Genomic DNA, 19,368 nt, shown 5'->3' with positions numbered 1-19,368 from the left:
TCTTACTCCAGTGTGATCAAGAAGTGTGGTGTACGAGCACCCTCGTCACGCCCCGGGGAGTCCGGGGTCAGAACGGGGGCTCGTCCGAGTAACCGCCACCCTGGCCACCTTGGCCGCCCTGGCCGCCGCCGGAGTTGCCACCCCAGCCGCCGCCCTGGCCGCCCTGCTGACCGCCGCCGCCGGACGTCGCCCAGGGGTCGCCCTGCGCGCCGCCGCCCTGGCCGCCCTGGCCGCCGCCGGAGTTGCCACCCCAGCCGCCGCCCTGGCCACCCTGCTGGCCACCGCCACCGCCACCGCCGAAGCCGCCGCCCTGGCCGCCCCTGCCGGTGGTCTTGGTGACCTTGGCGGTGGCGTACCGGAGCGCGGGGCCGATCTCGTCGACCTCCAGCTCCACCACGGTCCGCTTCTCGCCCTGCTGGGTCTCGTACGAACGCTGGCGGAGCCGGCCCTGGGCAACCACGCGCGTGCCGCGCGTCAGCGACTCGGCGACGTTCTCCGCCGCCTGGCGCCAGATCGAAGCGCGGAGGAACAGCGGGTCGCCGTCCTTCCACTCGTTCGTCTGCCGGTCGAACGTCCGGGGCGTCGACGCGATCGTGAAGTTCGCGACGGCCGCGCCGGACGGCGTGAAGCGCAGCTCGGGGTCATCGGTCAGGTTTCCGACGACGGTGATGACGGTCTCGCCTGCCATGTCTTGACCTCTCGCGGTTGCTGCCGGGTGGTGCCGGGTGGTGCGGTCTGGCTAGTCGGTTCGGTTACTCGTACGTCGTTTACTCGTCGGTTGTCGTCAGTGGATTGCGGGGCGCAGGACCTTGGTCCGCAGCACCGACTCGTTGAGGTTCATCTGCCGGTCGAGCTCCTTGACGACATCGGCCTCGGCCTGGATGTCGATGACCGAGTAGATGCCCTCGGGCTTCTTCTTGATCTCGTAAGCGAGACGACGACGGCCCCAGGTGTCGACCTTCTCCACCTTGCCCTTGGCCTCACGGATCACGGACAGGAAGGACTCGATCAACGGGGAGACTGCACGCTCCTCGAGATCGGGGTCGAGGATGACCATCACCTCGTAGTGACGCATTGTGGAACCCACCTCCTCTGGACTCGGCGGCCACGGTCTCTCCGTGGCAGGAGGTTCTTCATTGCGTCGCAACGGTAGCGCCCGGCACTGACAACCCGCGGCGGCGGCGCCGGATGGGGCGCCGGTGCGGTGGGATGGCCTGGGCAGACTCCGCTACAGACCGCACACAGTACCCGCAGCGGCCCTTCCGGTTGAAATCCGGCCTCGATTCCCGGCAATCTATACACAACGGGTGTGAGCGGCGTCACGTACGACGTACGACCCTGGAGCCCGCGCCGCCATACGGGCATGGAGGTGCCCTATGCCTCAGGCAGTACAGCCCCCGCAGCGGGACATCGGCCTCTTCGCCGGCGACGGCAAGCACCACGTCGCACCGGACACGCTGCTCGCCATCACCCTGGTGTTCGGCGCCGTCTCGCTCGTCCTGGCGCAGTGGCACGGCCTGCACGTGCCGGCGACGTGGACGGGACTGATCGGGATCGTCACCGGGGCGTGGGGGCAGATGATCTCCGCGACGACCCGGGAGCGGTTCCCGATGCTCCTCGGACTGGGGGCGGCCGGGCTCGGCTTCTTCCTGGCGATGGCGCGCGGCGGCTTCTCGCTCTAGCGCGATCGAGCACTCCGTTCCCGGGTCAGCGGCTCCCGGCGCCCCCGGCCCGCTCCCCGCCCCCGTAGCCCCGTCTCGCTCCCCGTCCCCGCAGCCCGTGCGGCTTCGGGCCTTCCCTCCTGGGGTGCGGCGTCCCCGCAGTAGGCTTCACCCGCGAGAAGCCTGCCGCAGTCGGCAACCCGCCGCAGCACGAGGAGCGCCGCCATGAGCCTGACCCTGCAGCCCATCAGCCGCGAGCAGCATCTGGCGTACGTCCGCAGTCTGCCCGCCGCGAGCCACTGCCAGGTGCCGGCGTGGGCGGACGTGAAGTCCGAGTGGCGCTCGGAGAACCTGGGCTGGTTCGACGCCGACGGCCGGCAGGTGGGCGCGGGCCTGGTGCTGTACCGGCAGCTGCCCAAGGTGAAGCGGTATCTGGCGTACCTGCCGGAGGGGCCGGTCATCGACTGGCACGCGCCGAACCTCGACGCCTGGCTGACGCCGATGCTGGCCCACCTGAAGCGGCAGGGGGCGTTCTCCGTGAAGATGGGCCCGCCGGTGATCATCCGCCGCTGGGAGGCGCCGACGATCAAGGCGGGCATCGCCGACCCGGACGTCAAGCGGCTGCGCGACGTGAACGCCGACGTCGTCGAGCCGCAGGCGTTCGAGGTCGCCGAGCGGCTGCGGCGGATGGGCTGGCAGCAGGGCGAGGACGGCGGCGCGGGCTTCGGCGACGTACAGCCGCGCTATGTCTTCCAGGTGCCGCTGGCGGGGCGGTCCCTGGACGAGGTGTTCAAGGGCTTCAACCAGCTGTGGCGGCGGAACGTCAAGAAGGCCGAGAAGGCCGGCGTCGAGGTGGTGCAGGGCGGTCTGGAGCACTTCGGCGAGTGGCAGCGGCTGTACGAGATCACGGCCGAGCGCGACAAGTTCCGCCCGCGCCCGCAGGGTTACTTCGAGCGCATGTGGAAGGTGCTCAACGCCGAGGAGCCGGGCCGGATGCGGCTGTACTTCGCGCTCTACCAGGGCGAGTGCCTGGCCGCGACGACGATGCTGACGGTGGGCGGGCACGTGTGGTATTCGTACGGTGCCTCCGCCAACCACGGGCGCGAGGTGCGGCCGTCGAACGCCATCCAGTGGCAGATGATGAAGGACGCGCACGCCGCCGGCGCGCACGTCTACGACCTGCGCGGCATCGGCGACGCGCTCGTCGACAGCGACCACCTCTTCGGGCTGATCCAGTTCAAGGTGGGCACGGGCGGGCAGGCCGCCGAATACCTGGGCGAGTGGGACTACCCACTGAATAAGCTGCTCCACAAGGCTCTCGACATCTACATGTCCCGCCGCTGACCACGGCGGACTCGCGCGTGAAGCTGCGGACTTGCGCGTGAAGGAAAGGGCCTCCGACACCGCGAAGGAAGGTACACCGACCGCCATGCCGCTCACGCTCTACGTCGATTCCGCGCGCTGGCGCGCACACCAGCAGCACGTCCTGGAGCAGTTCCCCGGGCTCGTCCCCGTCTGCAAGGGCAACGGCTACGGCTTCGGCCACGAGCGCCTGGCCGCCGAGGCCGCCCGGCTGGGGGCGGGCCCACTGGCGGTGGGCACGGTGTACGAGGCGGCGCGGGCGCGCGACTTCGTCAGCGGCGACCTGCTGGTCCTCACCCCGTACCAGCTGACCGAGGAGCCCGTGCCGCTGCCGACGCGGGTGATCCGCACCGTCGCGTCGGTGGACGCGGTGGGGCGGCTGGTCGGGGCCCGGGTCGTCATCGAGGTGATGAGCTCGATGCGGCGGCACGGGGTGACGGAGGAGGAGCTGCCGAAGCTGGCGTCGCTGCTGTCGGACGTGACGCTGGAGGGCTTCGCGATCCACCTGCCGCTGGACCGTACGGACGGCTCCAGCGCGGTGGACGAGGTCATCGCCTGGATGGACCGGCTGCGCGCGGCGCGGTTGCCGCTGCACACGATGTATGTCAGCCATCTGCAGCCGGACGAGTTCGAGCAGCTGCAGCGGCAGTTCCCGCAGACGCGCTTCCGGGCGCGTATCGGCACCCGGCTGTGGCTGGGGAACCACGACGCGACGGAGTACCGCGGCACGGTGCTGGACGTCACGCGGGTGGCGAAGGGCGACCGCTTCGGCTACCGGCAGCAGAAGGTGTCGGGCGACGGCCACCTGGTGGTGGTCGCCGGCGGTACGTCCCAGGGCGTGGGTCTGGAGGCGCCGAAGGCGATGCACGGGTTGACGCCGCGGGCGAAGGGCGTGGCGCGGGCGGGGCTGGCGACGGTGAACCGCAACCTGTCGCCGTTCACGTGGGAGGGCAAGCAGCGCTGGTTCGCGGAGCCTCCGCACATGCAGGTGTCGATCCTGTACCTGCCGGCGGAGTCGTCGGCTCCGGTGCAGGGGGACGAGATGGTCGCGCACCTGCGGCACACGACGACGCAGCCGGACCGGGTGGTGGAGCGCTGAGCCGCTCCGCTGTGGTTCCCCGACAAGGAATCCCGGGGGCTTCGCCCCCAGACCCCCTTCTCACGGTGCCCGGGTTCACTCGATGGGGGACACCCGGCCGGGTTTCGTGACCCGTTCCGTTCCCCACCGCACCCGCGGCGCCCCCGGTGCCCCGGGCGCCGCCGGCCCGCCCGCCGCGTGCCGCCCGTGGCCCGCGTCGGCGAGCACCCGCACGTCCGGCGCCCGGTCCAGGACGCCCCCGCCGGGGTCGTCGTCGCCGAGGCGGCGTACGGGATCGCGGTCCGGCATGACGATGTCGCGGACGACGACCGCGCACAGGTACAGCGTGCCGAGCAGATGCGCGGCGATGGCCACGTGGTAGCCGTCCGGGGGCAGGCCCTTGGCGTCCTCGCCGCCGTTGGTGTAGGCGAGGTAGAGCCAGATGCCCAGGTAGTACGCGACCTCGCAGCCCTGCCAGATGAGGAAGTCCCGCCAGCGCGGCCGGGCGAGGGCGGCGAGGGGGATGAGCCACAGGACGTACTGCGGCGAATAGACCTTGTTGGTGACGATGAACAGCGCCACGACCAGGAACGCCAGTTGCGCGAAGCGCGGACGGCGCGGCGCGGTGAGCGCGAGCGCGCCGATCCCGAGGCAGCCGAGGACCATCAGGCAGGCGGCGTAGATGTTGGCGTCGTCCAGGGGCTCGCCGGAGCGCTGGGAGATGATCAGCCAGAACGAGCCGAAGTCGACCCCCCGCTCCTGGCTGAACGTGTAGAACTTCGCCCAGCCGTCCGGCGCCTTGATCATCACGGGCAGGTTGACGACGAGCCAGGCGCCGACGGTGGCGGCGGTCGCGGTGCCGAACTGCCGTAGCCGTCCGGCGCGCAGACAGAGCAGCAGCAGGGGCCACAGCAGCAGCACGGAGTACAGCTTGGCGGCGGTGGCGAGGCCGAGCAGCACGCCGGCCGCCACGGGCCGGCTACGGGACCAGGCGAGCATCGCGGCGGCGGTGAGGGCGACGGCCAGCAGGTCCCAGTTGATCGTCGCGGTGAGCGCGAGCGCGGGGGCGAGGGCGACGAGGAGGCCGTCCCAGGGGCGGCGGCGGTGCGTACGGGCGACGCAGACGGCGACGATCGCGGCGCAGAGCATCAGCATGCCGGCGTTGACGAGCCAGTAGACCTGCTCGCGGTGCACGAGGTCGTCGCCGCCCGGGGTGAGCCAGGCGGCGACCTCCATGAACAGCCCGGTCAGGACCGGGTATTCGAGGTATTCCATGCCGCCGGAGGTCTCCGGCGGGATCTTGTCGAAGTACGGCGTGAGGTCGTCGGCGAAGCCGCGGCCCTGGAAGAGGTGCGGGATGTCGGAGTAGCAGGCGCGGGTGTACTGGGCGTTGGCGCCGGAGAACCAGGCGCCGTCGTAGCACGGGTACTTCTGCACCATGCCCAGCGCGAACATCCCGATCGCGACCAGCGCCACCACCCGCACGGGAGTCCACCAGGAGCCGCCGAACAGCGCCCGGCGGCCGAGCGGACCGCCGAGGACCTCGCCGCCGCGGGCGGCGATCTCGTCGTGCCGGGTGGGCGCCACGGGCGGCCCGTCCGGCGCCCCGGCGGCGGCCGGCCGCCGGGCCGGGTCGTGGTCGACGCTCGTCATGGGGCCATCCTGCCGTACGGGGGTGGGGGCGCAGGCGGGCGTCCGCGTACCGCGCGGTGAAGGGGCTGCGGACGGGGCTACGGGCCCGCCGGCCCCGCCGCCCGGCCGGGCCGGCCCCGGCCGCGTACCAGCGACCGGGGACCGGGGACCGGGCGACCGGGGGCCGGACGGGCGGCCTACGGGGCGGGGACTCCGGCCGTGCCGGAGGGCGCGTCGGCCGGGCGCACGGTGGCGACCGTCATGGGATCACTCCTCCGTCGTCGGTTCCTCCGTTGCCGTTCTGGCCGCCGTTGTCCCAGCCGCCGTCGGTGGTCGTCTCTCCGGTCGTCTCGCCGCCGGTCGTCTCCCCCGTCGTCTCGCCGCCGGTCGTGGTCTCCCCGTCCGTCTCCCCGCCGGGATCACCGCCGTTCGTCGCGCCGCCGGACTGGCACTCCAGGTCCCACGGCTCGCACGTCTGGCTGGGCGGCGGCGACGTCGAGGGCGGCGGGCTGGTGGTCGGGTCGACCGGCTCGTCGGTGGGCATGGACTGGGTCGGGTCGGGGTCGACGGTCTCGGTCGGGGAGGGGTCGGGCACGCCGCCGCCGTCGACGATCTCGCCCAGCGGGCCCGGCTCCGGGAACTCCTCCACGTCCTTGCCCGCCAGGGCGGCCTTCATGTAGGAGGTCCAGATCTCCGTCGGGATCGCGCCACCGTGGATGGAGTCGAAACCGCCGGTCCCGTTCATGGACAGCAGTTCCTGCTTCTCACTCCGCGGGTCGGTACGGAAGAGGGTGACGGCCGTGGACAGCTGCGGGGTGTAGCCCACCCACCAGGCGGACTTGTTCTTGTCCGTGGTACCGGTCTTGCCGGCCGCGGGCCGGTCGAGGTCGAGCGCGGCGGCGCCGGTGCCGGAGCCGTACTCGCCGAACTCGCCCTCGATGACGTTCTCCTTCAGCACCTTCGTCACGGTGTCGGCGACGTTGGCGTCGATGCCGCGCTCGGTGGGGTGCTCCTCGGCCCCGTACCCGTCCAGCTCCTTGCTGTCCTTGACCACTCTCGTCACGGAGTACGGCTCGATGTGCTCACCGGAGGCCGCGAACGTTCCGTACGCACTGGCCATGCGGATGGCGCTGGGGGTCGAGGTGCCGATGGAGAAGGAGGCGTTGTTGTTCGGGTCCATCGAGTCCTCGAGGATGCCGAGGTCCTCGGCCGTCTTGCGGATGTTGTCCAATCCCACGTCGATGCCGAGCTGGACGTACGGGGTGTTGATGGACAGCCCGGTGGCCATGTTCAGGTCGACGTATCCGTAGCTGTTGTCACCCTCGTTGACCTGCCGGAAGTCCTCGCCTCCCGGCCCGGGCATCGGGTCGCCGTTCTGGTCCCGGATGATGATGTCGTTGTTGCCGTTGTACTTGCTCTCCGGTGAGATCGCCTCGCCGTCGCTGAGGTACGTGCCGTTATCGAACGCGGACGCGAGGACGAACGGCTTCCAGGTAGAGCCGACGGGCACGCCGAGGGTGTCGGCGTTGTTGCTGAAGTGGTCCTTGTCGAAGCCCTCGCCGCCGTAGAGCGCGACGATCTTCCCCGTCTCCGGGTCGACCGAGGCCCCGCCGAACTGGACGTGCTTGTCCTTCTCCCGCTTCTTCGGGTCGAGGTACTCCTTGCGGGCGTCGTCGACCGCCTGCTCCATCTGCGCGACCTTCTTCTTGTCGAAGGTCGTGTAGATCCGGTAGCCGCCGCGCTCCAGCTGCTCCTTGGTAATGTCGGAGGTCTTCATGACGTATCTGTTGGCCGTCTCGATGAGATAGCCCTTCTGACCCGTCAGGCCGGCGCTGGGGTTGTACTTCGCGATCTTGGGGAACTCGTCGTACTCGGCCCGCTTGGCCGGCGACATCATCTTCTCGCCGTCCAGCTCGACCTCGGTCTGCCGGTCGAGGATCCACTCCCAGCGCGCCTTGGCCCGCTCGGTGTTGGCCTCCGGGGTGGCGCCGGGGACGGAGCCGCCCTGGGGGTCGTAGAGGTCGGGGCCCTTGAGGACGGTGGCGAGGAAAGCGGACTGGTCGGGCTTGAGGTCCTCGGCGTCCACGCGGAAGTACGCCTGGGCGGCGGCCTGGATGCCGTAGGCGCCGCGGCCGTAGTACGCGGTGTTGAGGTAGCCGGCGAGGATCTCGTTCTTGTCGACCTTCGCGCCCACCTTGATGGAGACGAACAGCTCCTTGACCTTGCGGGAGAGCGTCTGCGACTGGTCGTTGAGCATGGCGTTCTTCACGTACTGCTGGGTGATGGTCGAGCCGCTCTGGGTGGAGCCGCCGCCCGCCATGTTGAGGACGGCGCGGGTGATGCCCTTGGGGTCGATGCCCGGGTCGGAGTAGAAGGTGGCGTTCTCCGCGGCGATGACCGCGTTCTGCATCTCCCTCGGGATGTCCTCCAGATCGACGAGCTGGCGGTTCCTCTCACCGCCGTACGTGGCCATCTGGGTGCCGTCGGACCAGTAGTAGACGTTGTTCTGCGCCCTGGCGGCGGCGGCGACGTCGGGCACGCTCACCAGCATGTAGCCGAGGAAGAACAGGCCGACGAGCAGGCCGAAGCCGAGGACGCACATCCCCGTGACCTGCTTCCAGGAGGGGAGCCAGCGGCGCAGGCCGGTGTGGTTCGACCGGGGGTAGTCGATGAACCGCTTGCGCGGCGGCGGCTCGGGGCGGCGCCTGCGGCGCGGGCCGTCGTAGCCGCCGGCGGCGGAGTGGCCGCGTCCGTCGCTGTACCCGCCGCCGCCGTGCCCGCCGCTGCGGGCGGCTCCGCCGGCCGCGGCGCCCGCGCCGGCTCCGTAGCCGGTGCCGGTGCCGCCGGCGTTGCCGCCGCCGGCGCGGCGTCGGCCGCCACCGCCACCGCCTCCGGCGGCGCGGCGGCCGGCTCCGTAGCCCGCGTCTGCGCCAGGCGCCCCGTGGCGGCCGGAGTGTGCGCCGTGACGGCCTCCTCCGCGGCCGCTGTTCGGCGGCTTGCGTCGGTGCTCGCTCATGAAGGGACTACTCCTCGAACAGGTGGCATCGCCTGTGGGCGCGTACTGTCAGCCGGTCCCCCCGATGCGCGACCGGTTCTCTGTCCTTTGGCAACCAGCCGCACTGTACCGAGGACGAAGACGTCCGAAGGCGGCTCCCGGTTCCCTTCACCAAGCATGCGGAACAGGGTACGCACCGCCGCTGACCGCTTTGCGCCGGGTATTACGCGCCATACCGGACACTTCGGCGCGCCTGAGCGCGTCGATGTGACGCCGTTCACACAACCCTCACTTGCCGCCGCCGGAGGGCCGCTCTATCGTTGGATATATCGAGCCGATACATCAGTACGACACATCGGCTCGGCATAACAACGCGGGACACCGCGGCACGGGAGGAGGCGGCGTTGAGCAGACGCTCCGACGTCCTGGAATTCGCCGTCCTCGGCCTGCTCCGCGAGTCCCCCATGCACGGCTATGAGCTGCGAAAACGGCTCAACAGCTCGTTGGGGGTGTTCCGCGCGTTCAGCTACGGCAGCCTCTATCCCTGCCTGAAGACCCTCGTTGCACAGGGATGGCTGACGGAGGAGACCGCTTCTGCGCCGCAGGACGGTCCCGCCGTACCGCTGGCGGGCCGGCGCGCCAAGATCGTCTACCGGTTGACGGCCGAGGGCAAGGAGCACTTCGAGGAGCTGCTCGCCCAGACCGGGCCCGAGGCGTGGGAGGACGAGCACTTCGGCGTCCGCTTCGCCTTCTTCGGCCAGACGTCGCGGGACGTACGGGTCAGGGTGCTCGAAGGCCGGCGCAGCCGGCTGGAGGAGCGTCTGGACAAGATGCGGACGTCGCTGGCGCGCACGCGCGAGCGGCTCGACGACTACACCCTGGAACTTCAACGGCATGGGATGGAGTCCGTCGAGCGCGAGGTGCGCTGGCTGACCGAGCTGATCGAGAGCGAACGGGCGGGGCGCGACGAGCGCTCTTCGGGAGACGCCGGTTCACAAGAGACGGGCGGCCTGCCCCGTGACCGGGACAGTACCCGGCCGGACCCGTCCGACGACACCGCCAACTGAGGTCCTGCCCTGGCACGGCCTCAACGAACAACAGGGAGCAACCGTCAATGGGTTCGGTTCGCGTAGCCATCGTCGGCGTGGGCAATTGCGCCGCGTCACTGGTGCAGGGCGTCGAGTTCTACAGGGACGCCGACCCGGGCAGCCGGGTGCCCGGACTGATGCACGTCCAGTTCGGCGACTACCACGTCCGTGACATCGAGTTCGTCGCGGCGTTCGACGTCGACGCCAAGAAGGTTGGCCTCGACCTCGCCGACGCCATCGGGGCAAGTGAGAACAACACCATCAAGATCTGCGACGTGCCGAACAGCGGCGTGACCGTGCAGCGCGGCCACACGCTCGACGGCCTCGGGCGCTACTACCGCGAGACGATCGAGGAGTCCGCCGAGGAGCCGGTCGACGTCGTGCGGGTGCTGCGGGACCGCCGGGTCGACGTGCTGGTCTGCTACCTGCCGGTGGGCTCCGAGGACGCCGCGAAGTTCTACGCGCAGTGCGCCCTCGACGCCGGCGTGGGCTTCGTCAACGCCCTGCCGGTGTTCATCGCGGGCACCAAGGAGTGGGCGGACAAGTTCACCGAGGCAGGCGTGCCGATCGTCGGCGACGACATCAAGTCGCAGGTCGGCGCCACCATCACGCACCGCGTCATGGCGAAGCTCTTCGAGGACCGGGGCGTCATCCTGGACCGTACGATGCAGCTCAACGTCGGCGGCAACATGGACTTCAAGAACATGCTGGAGCGCGACCGGCTGGAGTCCAAGAAGATCTCCAAGACCCAGGCCGTCACCTCCCAGATCCCCGACCGCGACCTGGGCGAGCACAACGTGCACATCGGTCCTTCGGACTACGTCGCGTGGCTGGACGACCGCAAGTGGGCGTACGTACGTCTGGAGGGCCGCGCCTTCGGTGAGGTGCCGCTCAACCTGGAGTACAAGCTGGAGGTCTGGGACTCGCCGAACTCCGCGGGCATCATCATCGACGCGCTGCGCGCCGCGAAGATCGCCAAGGACCGGGGCATCGGCGGCCCGGTGCTGTCGGCATCCTCGTACTTCATGAAGTCCCCGCCCGTGCAGTACTTCGACGACGAGGCGCGGGAGAACGTGGAGAAGTTCATCCGCGGCGAGGTCGAGCGCTAGACGCGCGCTAGACGCCGCCACCGCCGCCGCCGACACTCGCCGTCCCGAGGGGCCCCGGGCTGCAGCCCGGGGCCCCTCGGCATGTGATGCTGAACGCCATGCCCGTTGTCCGCGACCTCCGCAGCCTGCTGCGCCTGCACGGCTTCCGCCGGCTGCTGGCCGTACGGCTGCTCTCCCAAGGCGCCGACGGCGTCTACCAGGTGGCGCTCGCCGCGTACGTCGTCTTCTCCCCGGAGCGGCAGACCTCGCCGGCCGCCATCGCCTCCGCGATGGCCGTGCTGCTCCTGCCGTACTCGGTGATCGGCCCCTTCGCCGGCGTGCTGCTGGACCGCTGGCGGCGCCGGCAGGTGCTGCTGTACGGGAACCTGCTGCGCGCCGGTTTCGCCGCGGGCACCGCGGCGCTGCTGCTGGCCGGGGTGCCGGACGGGCTGTTCTATCTGTCGGCGCTGTCCGTCACCGCCGTCAACCGCTTCGTGCTCGCGGGGCTCTCCGCCGCGCTGCCGCGCGTGGTGGACACCGAGGAACAACTCGTGGTCGGCAACTCCCTGTCGCCGACCGCGGGCACCCTGGCCGCCACGGCCGGCGGCGGCGTCGCTTTCCTCGTCGGGCTGGCCGGGCCCGAGGGGAGCACGGCTGACGCGGCGACCGTGCTGGTCGGCTCGGGGCTGTACCTGGGCGCGGCGCTGGCGGCGCTGCGGATGGCGCCGGGGTCGCTGGGGCCGGACCCGGAGCTGGTGCTGCCGCGGATCGCCGCGGCGGTCGCCAGTACCGCACGCGGCCTGGTCGCGGGGGTACGCCATCTGGGCGAGCGGCGCGAGGCGGCGCGGGCGCTGTCCGCCATGGCGCTGATGCGCTTCTGCTTCGGGGCGCTGACCGTGATGTTGCTGATGCTGTGCCGCTACGCCTGGTCCGAGGGGGAGGACGAGGGCATGGCGCTGCTCGGCGTGGCCGTCGGTCTGTCGGGGCTGGGGTTCTTCGTCGCGGCGGTGGTGACGCCGTGGCTGGTGATCCGGCTGGGCCGGACCGGCTGGATGACGCTGTGCGCGGCGCTGGCAGCCGTGCTGACGCCGATGCTGGCGTTGTCGTTCGCACCGGCGCCGCTGCTGGTCGCGGCGTTCGTCCTCGGAGTCACCACGCAGGGCGTCAAGATCACGACGGACACGGTGGTGCAGTCGTCGGTGGACGACGCCTACCGCGGCCGGATCTTCTCCCTCTACGACATGCTCTTCAACATCGCCTTCGTGGTGGCCGCCGCCGCCGCGGCGGTGCTACTGCCCGCGGACGGGCGCTCGGCGGTGCTCGTGGCGGGTGTCACGGTGGTCTACGCAGGCGTCGCCTTGTCGATGTTTCACGTGAAACAGGCGTCCAAGGACGAGGGGCATCCCGCGCCTGTGGACGTGGACGGCGGAGCCGAGCCGCATGTTTCACGTGAAACGTGACGCCCGCGGCGGCTACACCGGCGGATTCTGCTCCTACGCCGGCGGATTCTGCTCTGCCCACCACGCACGCAGCGCCTCGACCGCGGCCTCGTGTTCCATCGGCCCGTGCTCCAGCCGCAGCTCCAGCATGTGCCGGTACGCGCCGCCGACCGCTGGCCCGGGGCCGATACCGAGGATCTCCATGATCTCGTTGCCGTCGAGGTCCGGCCGGATCGAGTCCAGCTCCTCCTGCGCCTGCAGCCGGGCGATGCGCTCCTCCAGCCCGTCGTAGGCGCGCTGCAGGGCCAAGGCCTTGCGCTTGTTGCGGGTGGTGCAGTCGGAGCGGGTCAGCTTGTGCAGCCGGTCGAGCAGTGGCCCGGCGTCACGCACGTAGCGACGTACCGCGGAGTCCGTCCACTCGCCGGTGCCGTAGCCGTGGAACCGCAGGTGCAGCTCGACCAGCCGGGAGACGTCCTTGATCTGGTCGCCCGAGTACTTCAGCTTCGTCATCCGGGTCTTGGTCATCTTGGCGCCCACCACCTCGTGGTGGTGGAAGGAGACCCGGCCGTCCTTCTCGAACCGGCGCGTGCGCGGCTTGCCGATGTCGTGGAGCAGCGCCGCCAGCCGCAACACCAGGTCGGGCCCGTTCTCCTCCAGCGCGATGGCCTGCTCCAGCACGATCAGGGAGTGCTCGTAGACGTCCTTGTGTCGGTGGTGCTCGTCGCGCTCCAGGCGCAGCGCCGGCAGCTCCGGCAGCACGTGCTCGGCCAGGCCGGTGTCGACGAGCAGCCGCAGGCCCAGGCGCGGGCGGGGGGAGAGGAGCAGCTTGTTCAGCTCGTCCCTCACCCGCTCGGCGGACACGATCTCGATCCGCCCGGCCATGTCCGTCATCGCCGCGACGACCTCCGGCGCCACCTCGAAGCCCAGCTGTGCCGCGAACCGCGCGGCCCGCATCATCCGCAGCGGGTCGTCGCCGAAGGACTCCTGCGGGGTGCCCGGGGTGCGCAGCACCCGGGCCGCCAGGTCGTCCAGGCCGCCGTGCGGGTCGACGAACTCCTTCTCCGGCAGCGCCACGGCCATCGCGTTGACCGTGAAGTCGCGGCGGACGAGGTCCTCCTCGATGGAGTCGCCGTACGACACCTCCGGCTTCCGCGACGTCCGGTCGTACGCCTCGGAGCGGTACGTGGTGATCTCGATCTGCAGGTCGCCCTTGCGGCAGCCGACCGTGCCGAACGCGATGCCGACCTCCCACACCGCGTCCGCCCAGGGACGCACGATGTCGAGCACCCGCTCCGGGCGGGCGTCGGTGGTGAAGTCGAGGTCGTTGCCGAGCCGGCCGAGCAGCGCGTCCCGTACCGATCCACCCACCAGCGCCAGCCGGACGCCGGCGTCCTGGAAGCGGTGCGCCAGGTCGTCGGCGACGGGGGAGACGCGCAGCAGTTCGCTGACGGCGCTGCGCTGGGCACGGCTCAGCGTGGCCTGCTCGGTTCGGTGGTCTTCGCGGGCGTTCGGCACAACAGAACAGAGTACGGCCCGCGTACAGCGGGACCGCAACTGCCCACCCTCCACGGCGCCTCCGTACCGCCCCGGTGTCGATCAGGTGTACGGGTGCCGGAGGGTTGACGCAGTCCCCGACACCCGGCGTCCCGCACCTCGTTACCATCGGGGTCCAAGGCAGGCGGCACAAGGCCGCGGGCCGGGCACGAGGACGACGAGGACGGGCGAGCGCGTGGCCGAGCTGGCACATTTCACCGGGTCCCCGGGCGGCTCTCCCGCCCGTCCCCCGGCCCACCGGCGGCTGCTGGCCGCCCTGCTGCTCGTGGCGCTGCTGCTGCCGGCCGCGCTCGTACAGCTGCCGGCGGCCGGCGAGGCCCGGGCGCAGCCGTCCGGCTCCCGCTCGGTGAACGTGTCCGTGGACTACCTGGACCCCTCCGTGCCCTCCGGCGGCGACGACCTCACGGTCACCGGGAAGGTCACCAACAGGACCGACGCCAAGATCGCCGACCCGCACGTCTCGCTGCGCCTCAGCGGGCCGCTGACGAGCCGCAGCGCGGTCACCGACGCCACCGAGCGCACGGGCTGGCTCTCGGAGTACGACGGGGTGGAGATCGACGGCCCCGGCACCCAGGAGCTGAAGAGCCTGGCCCCCGGGATGACCCGCGAATTCAGCATGACGATTCCCGTGGACCGGCTGCCGCTGGACGCGCCCGGCGTGTACCAGCTCGCCGTCTCCCTCAGCGGGACCTCCGCGGACGCCGGCTACGAGCAGGTGCTGGGCATCGAGCACACCTTCCTGCCCTGGCAGCCGGACGACCTGTCCACCAAGACCCGGCTCACCTTCGTCTGGCCCGTCATCGCCACCCCCCAGCTGACCGCGCGCACCGAGGCGGACGAGGAGCAGACCCCGGTGCTCGCCAGCGACGGCCTGCTGGAGCAGATGGAGCCCGGCGGCCGGCTGCAGCAGATGGTCGCGCTCGGCGAGGAGCTGCCCGTCACGTGGGTCATCGACCCGGATCTGCTGGTCACGGCGGCGGCGATGGCGGACCCGTACAACGTGACGACCGAGGACGGCGAGACCGTCCCCGGCAAGGGCCAGGAGACCGCCCGGCAGTGGCTGGCCGACCTGCAGAACGCCGTCAAGGGCCGCGAGGTCGTCGCGCTGCCCTTCGGCGACCCCGACCTGGCCTCCATCGCCCACCGCGGCCGCAAGATCTCCGGAACCCTCGACCAGCTCGGCGACGCCACCGACCTGGGCCGCAAGACCGTGGAGTCGGTCCTGAACACCGAGCCGGAGACCGACGTGGCCTGGCCCGCGGAGGGCGCGATCGACCGGCGCGTCGTCGGCGTCGCCGGCGCGGCCGGGGCGCAGTGGATCCTCGCCCGCAGCGACAGCATGAGCGAGAACGGTCTGTCGTACACCCCGACCGCGGCCCGCCCCATCGGCGGCGGGCAGACGGCGGTGGTGGCCGACGCACAGCTCTCCCGGGCCTTCGAGGGGGACATGAGCCGGGCGGAGACGTTCTCCCTGGCCATCCAGGAGTTCCTCGCCCAGACGCTCGTGACGACCCTGCAGCAGCCGAACATGCAGCGGAGCATCGTCGTCGCGCCGCAGCGCACCCCCACGCTGGGCCAGGCACAGGCCATGGCGGAGGCGATCAGCGACCTCGACACCAGTACGTGGATGACGCCGCTGAACCTCAGCGGCGCCGCCGTGGAACCCGCGGACCCGGCCGCCAACCGCACGGTGCCGGGCACCGGCGCGTACCCGGAGCGGCTGCGGAAGCAGGAGATCCCCCGCGAGGCGTTCGACCGGATCCTCGCCACCCGGCAGCAGCTCGACAACTTCTCCGACATCCTCGACGACAGCCTGCGGGTGACCGTGCCCTTCGGCAACGCGCTGCTGCGCGAGATGTCCACGCAGTGGCGCGGTCGCAAGGCGGAAGCGGAGGCGTTCCGCCAAGGGGTACAGGACTATCTAGAGGACGTCACCTCGCAGGTGCAGCTCATCGACAAGTCCGACCTCACCCTCTCCGGCAACAGCGGCACGATCCCCGTGACCGTGCAGAACAACCTCTTGCAGGACGTCCGCGGGCTGGAGCTGCGGCTGACGTCGGACGTGCCCAGCCGGCTGCGGATCGAGGAGGGCACGCAGTCCATCGAGGTGGCGGGCGGCCGCAGCACGTCGGTGAAGTTCGAGGCCTCCGCACGGGCCAGCGGCCCGGTGAAGATCACCGCCCAGCTCTTCACCGCGGACGGCAGGCCCTTCGGTGAGAAGAAGACGTTCCAGGTGGAGGTGACGTCCATCACCTCCACGGTGCTGCTCGTCATCGGCGCCGGGATCCTGCTGCTCGTCCTCGCCGGGGTGCGCATGTACACGCAGCGCAAGCGCGCCGCCCAGACGGCGGACGCGGACGGTGGGGCCGACGGGAACGGGGAAGAGAACGGAAACGGGGACAGGGACGGGGACGGCGGCGCCGACGCCGCCGGGGATCCGGAGGACACGGCGGAACCCGGTAGCGACGGCGATACCGGGGAAGCCGACAGGAAGGCACCCGGCACGCACCTCACCGGCGGCGACAGCGCCGACGACACCGACGCGGAAAGCGGTGCCCGGTCGGGTGCCAGTGAGAGAGTGGAGCGGTGAGAGCGACCAGGCCGTTTCCAGGCCGGCCATGACCCTTGTGGGGTGTCGATGAACGCGCCGTACGACGGTGACCGCAGTCAGGGCACCGGCGATCCCGCGAATCCGCCGCCTGCCGGCCCGCCGCCGCCCCCTGCCCAGCAGCAGCCCCCGGCCGACCCGCAGAACGCCGCCGACCCGTACGCGTCGGACCCGTACGCGCCCGGAGCCCAGGACCCCTACGCGCCGTACGCCCAGGGGCACTACGCGCCGCCGCCCGCCGACCCGTACGCGCAGGGTCCCCCCGGTCACTACGCCCACCCCACCGCTCCGGATCCCTACGCGCAGCACGCACCGCCGGCCCACCCCGGGGCCCCGGCTCCGGACCCGTACGCGCAGCCCGGCCACCACGGGCAGCCCGGTCATCAGGGCCAACCCGGTCATCAGGGCCAGCAGCCGTACTACGGGCAGCCGGAGCCCCCTCAGCACGGCGGGCCCGCACAGCAGGGCCACCCCGCTCAGTACGCCCAGCCCGCGCCCCCCGCACCCCCCGCACACCGCGGTCAGCCGCCGGGCGGGCAGCCCGCGCCCGACCCGTACGGCCATCCCGCCCAGCCGGGTCAGGACCCCTACGCGCAGCCCGCTGACCCGTACGCCGGAAGCCCGCAGGCACCGCACGACCCGCGGTCCCCGTACCCCCCGCGCGACCCCCGGGCCCCGCACCATCCCCAGGGCCACCAAGGCCACCAGCAGCACCCGCACGCCGCCCCCCAGGACCCGTACGGCCACCCCGCCCAGGCCGCGGCCCCGTCGCCGCCCTACCCCCAGGACCCGTACCTCCAGGACGCCTACGCCCCCGACCCGTACCAGCAGCGCACCGACCCCCTCGGCGACGCGCTCTACGACCACGCCGCCCACCCCCCGCCGCCGCCCGGCAGCCAGCCCGCGGCCCAGCCGCCGTACCAGCAGCCGCCCTCGCCGCACTACCGCCCGGACCCCCGGCAGTGGGCCGGCCCGCCCGCGCCCGAGCCCGACGGCCCCACGCGGCATCTGCCCTACGGCGACCAGGGCGCGCAGTTCGTCGGCGTCGACGACCTCGTCACCCGGGCCGGCGGGCCGGCGCAGCCGGAGCCGGACGCCTTCGCCCACCTCTTCCGCGACCAGCGCGCCCCGCAGCCGCCCCCGATGGGTCTCCAGCCGCAGCCCGCGGGGCCCGCACCCGTACCGCCGCAGCGCGCCCGCGGGGGCCGTGTCGCGAGCCTGGCCCGCTCCAGCGCCGTCATGGCGGCGGGCACCCTCGTCTCGCGCATCACGGGGTTCCTGCGCACGCTGGTGATCTCCGCGGCGCTCGGCGTCGCGGTCCTCGGCGACACGTACACCGTCGCGTACACGCTGCCGACGATGATCTACATCCTCACCATCGGCGGCGGCCTCAACTCCGTCTTCGTCCCGCAACTCGTACGCGCGATGAAGAACGATCCCGACGGCGGCATCGCCTACGCCAACCGGCTGCTGACCCTCGTCTCGGTCCTCCTCGGCGGGATGGTCCTCGTCGCCGTGTTCGCCGCACCGCTGCTCATCCCCGCGATGTCGGTGACGATCGCCGACAACCCGCAGTCCAACGAGGTCGCCATCACCTTCGCGCAGTACTGCCTGCCCACCATCTTCTTCATGGGCATCCACGTGGTGATGGGGCAGATCCTCAACGCGCGCGGCAGCTTCGGCCCGATGATGTGGACCCCGGTCCTCAACAACATCGTCATCATCGCCACCTTCGGCCTCTTCCTCTGGGTCTACGGCACGCACAACTCCTCGACGATGGGCGTCGACACCATCCCCGCGGAGGGTGTGCGGCTCCTCGGCGTCGGCACGCTGCTGGGCCTGGTGGTGCAGGCGCTGGCGATGATCCCGTACCTGCGGCAGACGGGCTTCAAGATCCGGCCGCGCTTCGACTGGAAGGGGCACGGCCTCGGCAAGGCGGCCAAGCTCGCCAAGTGGACGTTCCTCTTCGTCCTCGCCAACCAGGCCGGCATGCTCGTCGTCACGCAGCTCGCCACCTGGGCCGGCGACTCCGCCTCCGAGGAGGGCCACGAAGGCACCGGCATCATGGCCTTCCAGAACGCGCTGCTGATCTGGCAGATGCCGCAGGCGATCATCACCGTGTCGGTGATGGCCGCGATGCTGCCGCGCATCTCGCGGGCCGCCGCCGACGGCGAGCCCACGGCGGTGCGCGACGACATCTCGCACGGCCTGCGCACCTCGGCCGTCGCCATCGTGCCGATCGCCTTCGCCCTCGTCGCGCTCGGCATCCCGATGTGCACGCTGCTGTTCGCCGCGGTCGGCAGCGACCCCGCCGCCTCGATCGGGTACGTCCTGATGGCCTTCGGCCTCGGGCTGATCCCCTTCTCCGTGCAGTACGTCGTGCTGCGCGGGTTCTACGCCTACGAGGACACCCGCACGCCCTTCTACAACACGCTGATCGTCGCCGCGGTCTTCGCGACCGGCGCGGCGATCGCCTTCCTCCTGCTGCCCGACCGGCACGCGGTCATCGGCATGGCCGCCTGCTATGGCATCGCGTACACCGTCGGCGTCGGCGTCGCCTGGCGGCGGCTGAAGCAGCGCATGGGGACCAACGACCTGGACGGCGCCCACGTCGTCCGCACGTACGCCCGCCTCATCGGCGCCAGCATCCCGGCGGCGCTCGCCGGCGGCGCCGCCGCGTGGGTCGTGACCGACAAGCTCGGCCACGGCGTCACCGGATCACTCGCCGCGCTCGTCGTCGGCTCGGTCGTCCTCGGCGCGATCTTCTACGTGGCGGCCCGGCGGATGCGGATCCAGGAGCTGAACGCGATGATGGGAATGGTCCGCGGCCGCCTCGGCCGGTAACCGGGGGCACAACCTTCCG

General features: G+C 71.5%; 13 protein-coding genes. 8 read left to right on the top strand and 5 right to left on the bottom strand.

Features of this window, described 5'->3' with window-relative positions; genetic code table 11:
- Window positions 1–67: 67 nt before the first annotated feature.
- Window positions 68–688, bottom strand: coding sequence for a single-stranded DNA-binding protein (locus T328_RS25080; RefSeq protein ID WP_496498420.1), 621 nt, complete (start codon window positions 686–688; stop codon window positions 68–70).
- A gap of 96 nt (window positions 689–784) precedes the next feature.
- On the bottom strand, window positions 785–1,075 hold the full coding sequence (gene rpsF / locus T328_RS25075; RefSeq protein WP_018838796.1) for a 30S ribosomal protein S6: 291 nt from the start codon (window positions 1,073–1,075) through the stop codon (window positions 785–787).
- A gap of 301 nt (window positions 1,076–1,376) precedes the next feature.
- Here rpsF and T328_RS25070 point away from each other — a divergent pair, with 301 nt between their 5' ends.
- From T328_RS25070 to T328_RS25060, 3 genes are all read left to right on the top strand, one after another.
- Entirely contained in the window at window positions 1,377–1,682 is a 306-nt protein-coding gene (locus tag T328_RS25070; RefSeq protein WP_496498419.1) for a hypothetical protein, read from the top strand.
- 204 nt (window positions 1,683–1,886) lie between these two features.
- Entirely contained in the window at window positions 1,887–3,005 is a 1,119-nt protein-coding gene (locus tag T328_RS25065) for a lipid II:glycine glycyltransferase FemX (protein WP_496498418.1), read from the top strand.
- Between the two features lie 85 nt (window positions 3,006–3,090).
- Window positions 3,091–4,122, top strand: a complete 1,032-nt coding sequence (locus T328_RS25060; RefSeq protein ID WP_496498417.1) for an alanine racemase — start codon at window positions 3,091–3,093, stop codon at window positions 4,120–4,122.
- 75 nt (window positions 4,123–4,197) lie between these two features.
- Here T328_RS25060 and T328_RS25055 read toward each other — a convergent pair whose 3' ends face one another.
- On the bottom strand, window positions 4,198–5,754 hold the full coding sequence (locus tag T328_RS25055) for a glycosyltransferase family 87 protein (RefSeq protein WP_496498416.1): 1,557 nt from the start codon (window positions 5,752–5,754) through the stop codon (window positions 4,198–4,200).
- A gap of 238 nt (window positions 5,755–5,992) precedes the next feature.
- Window positions 5,993–8,749: a transglycosylase domain-containing protein gene (locus T328_RS25050; RefSeq protein WP_496498415.1), complete on the bottom strand. Its 2,757-nt coding sequence runs from the start codon at window positions 8,747–8,749 to the stop codon at window positions 5,993–5,995.
- A gap of 383 nt (window positions 8,750–9,132) precedes the next feature.
- Here T328_RS25050 and T328_RS25045 point away from each other — a divergent pair, with 383 nt between their 5' ends.
- The 3 genes from T328_RS25045 (at window position 9,133) to T328_RS25035 (ending at window position 12,364) form a co-directional block, all read left to right on the top strand.
- Window positions 9,133–9,795 (top strand): PadR family transcriptional regulator, encoded by a 663-nt coding sequence (locus T328_RS25045; RefSeq protein WP_496498414.1) that lies wholly within the window; start codon window positions 9,133–9,135, stop codon window positions 9,793–9,795.
- Between the two features lie 47 nt (window positions 9,796–9,842).
- Window positions 9,843–10,925, top strand: coding sequence for an inositol-3-phosphate synthase (locus T328_RS25040; RefSeq protein WP_496498413.1), 1,083 nt, complete (start codon window positions 9,843–9,845; stop codon window positions 10,923–10,925).
- Window positions 10,926–11,023: 98 nt separating this feature from the next.
- Window positions 11,024–12,364, top strand: coding sequence for an MFS transporter (locus tag T328_RS25035; RefSeq protein WP_496498412.1), 1,341 nt, complete (start codon window positions 11,024–11,026; stop codon window positions 12,362–12,364).
- 33 nt (window positions 12,365–12,397) lie between these two features.
- Here T328_RS25035 and T328_RS25030 read toward each other — a convergent pair whose 3' ends face one another.
- A complete protein-coding gene (locus T328_RS25030) occupies window positions 12,398–13,858 on the bottom strand; it encodes a CCA tRNA nucleotidyltransferase (protein ID WP_496498411.1) in 1,461 nt (486 codons plus the stop codon).
- Window positions 13,859–14,072: 214 nt separating this feature from the next.
- Between T328_RS25030 and T328_RS25025 the strand changes: the two genes are divergently transcribed.
- On the top strand, window positions 14,073–16,487 hold the full coding sequence (locus T328_RS25025; protein ID WP_496498410.1) for a DUF6049 family protein: 2,415 nt from the start codon (window positions 14,073–14,075) through the stop codon (window positions 16,485–16,487).
- A 48-nt stretch (window positions 16,488–16,535) separates the two neighbouring features.
- Window positions 16,536–19,349 carry a murein biosynthesis integral membrane protein MurJ gene (murJ, locus tag T328_RS25020; RefSeq protein ID WP_496498495.1) on the top strand — a complete coding sequence of 938 codons (2,814 nt, stop codon included), beginning with the start codon at window positions 16,536–16,538 and terminating at the stop codon, window positions 19,347–19,349.
- Window positions 19,350–19,368 lie beyond the last annotated feature (19 nt).

This window comes from Streptomyces sp. CNX435, assembly GCF_059570575.1.
The sequence above is the reverse complement of the archived record's forward strand: the minus strand, read 5'-3'. Positions and strand labels throughout refer to the sequence as shown.

Bases quoted from the DNA above. Each gene is read 5' to 3' on its own strand.
- T328_RS25080 (WP_496498420.1), bottom strand. From the start codon at position 688: ATGGCAGGCGAGACCGTCATCACCGTCGTCGGAAACCTGACCGATGAC.
- rpsF (WP_018838796.1), bottom strand. From the start codon at position 1,075: ATGCGTCACTACGAGGTGATGGTCATCCTCGACCCCGATCTCGAGGAG.
- T328_RS25070 (WP_496498419.1), top strand. From the start codon at position 1,377: ATGCCTCAGGCAGTACAGCCCCCGCAGCGGGACATCGGCCTCTTCGCC.
- T328_RS25065 (WP_496498418.1), top strand. From the start codon at position 1,887: ATGAGCCTGACCCTGCAGCCCATCAGCCGCGAGCAGCATCTGGCGTAC.
- T328_RS25060 (WP_496498417.1), top strand. From the start codon at position 3,091: ATGCCGCTCACGCTCTACGTCGATTCCGCGCGCTGGCGCGCACACCAG.
- T328_RS25055 (WP_496498416.1), bottom strand. From the start codon at position 5,754: ATGACGAGCGTCGACCACGACCCGGCCCGGCGGCCGGCCGCCGCCGGG.
- T328_RS25050 (WP_496498415.1), bottom strand. From the start codon at position 8,749: ATGAGCGAGCACCGACGCAAGCCGCCGAACAGCGGCCGCGGAGGAGGC.
- T328_RS25040 (WP_496498413.1), top strand. From the start codon at position 9,843: ATGGGTTCGGTTCGCGTAGCCATCGTCGGCGTGGGCAATTGCGCCGCG.
- T328_RS25035 (WP_496498412.1), top strand. From the start codon at position 11,024: ATGCCCGTTGTCCGCGACCTCCGCAGCCTGCTGCGCCTGCACGGCTTC.
- murJ (WP_496498495.1), top strand. From the start codon at position 16,536: ATGAACGCGCCGTACGACGGTGACCGCAGTCAGGGCACCGGCGATCCC.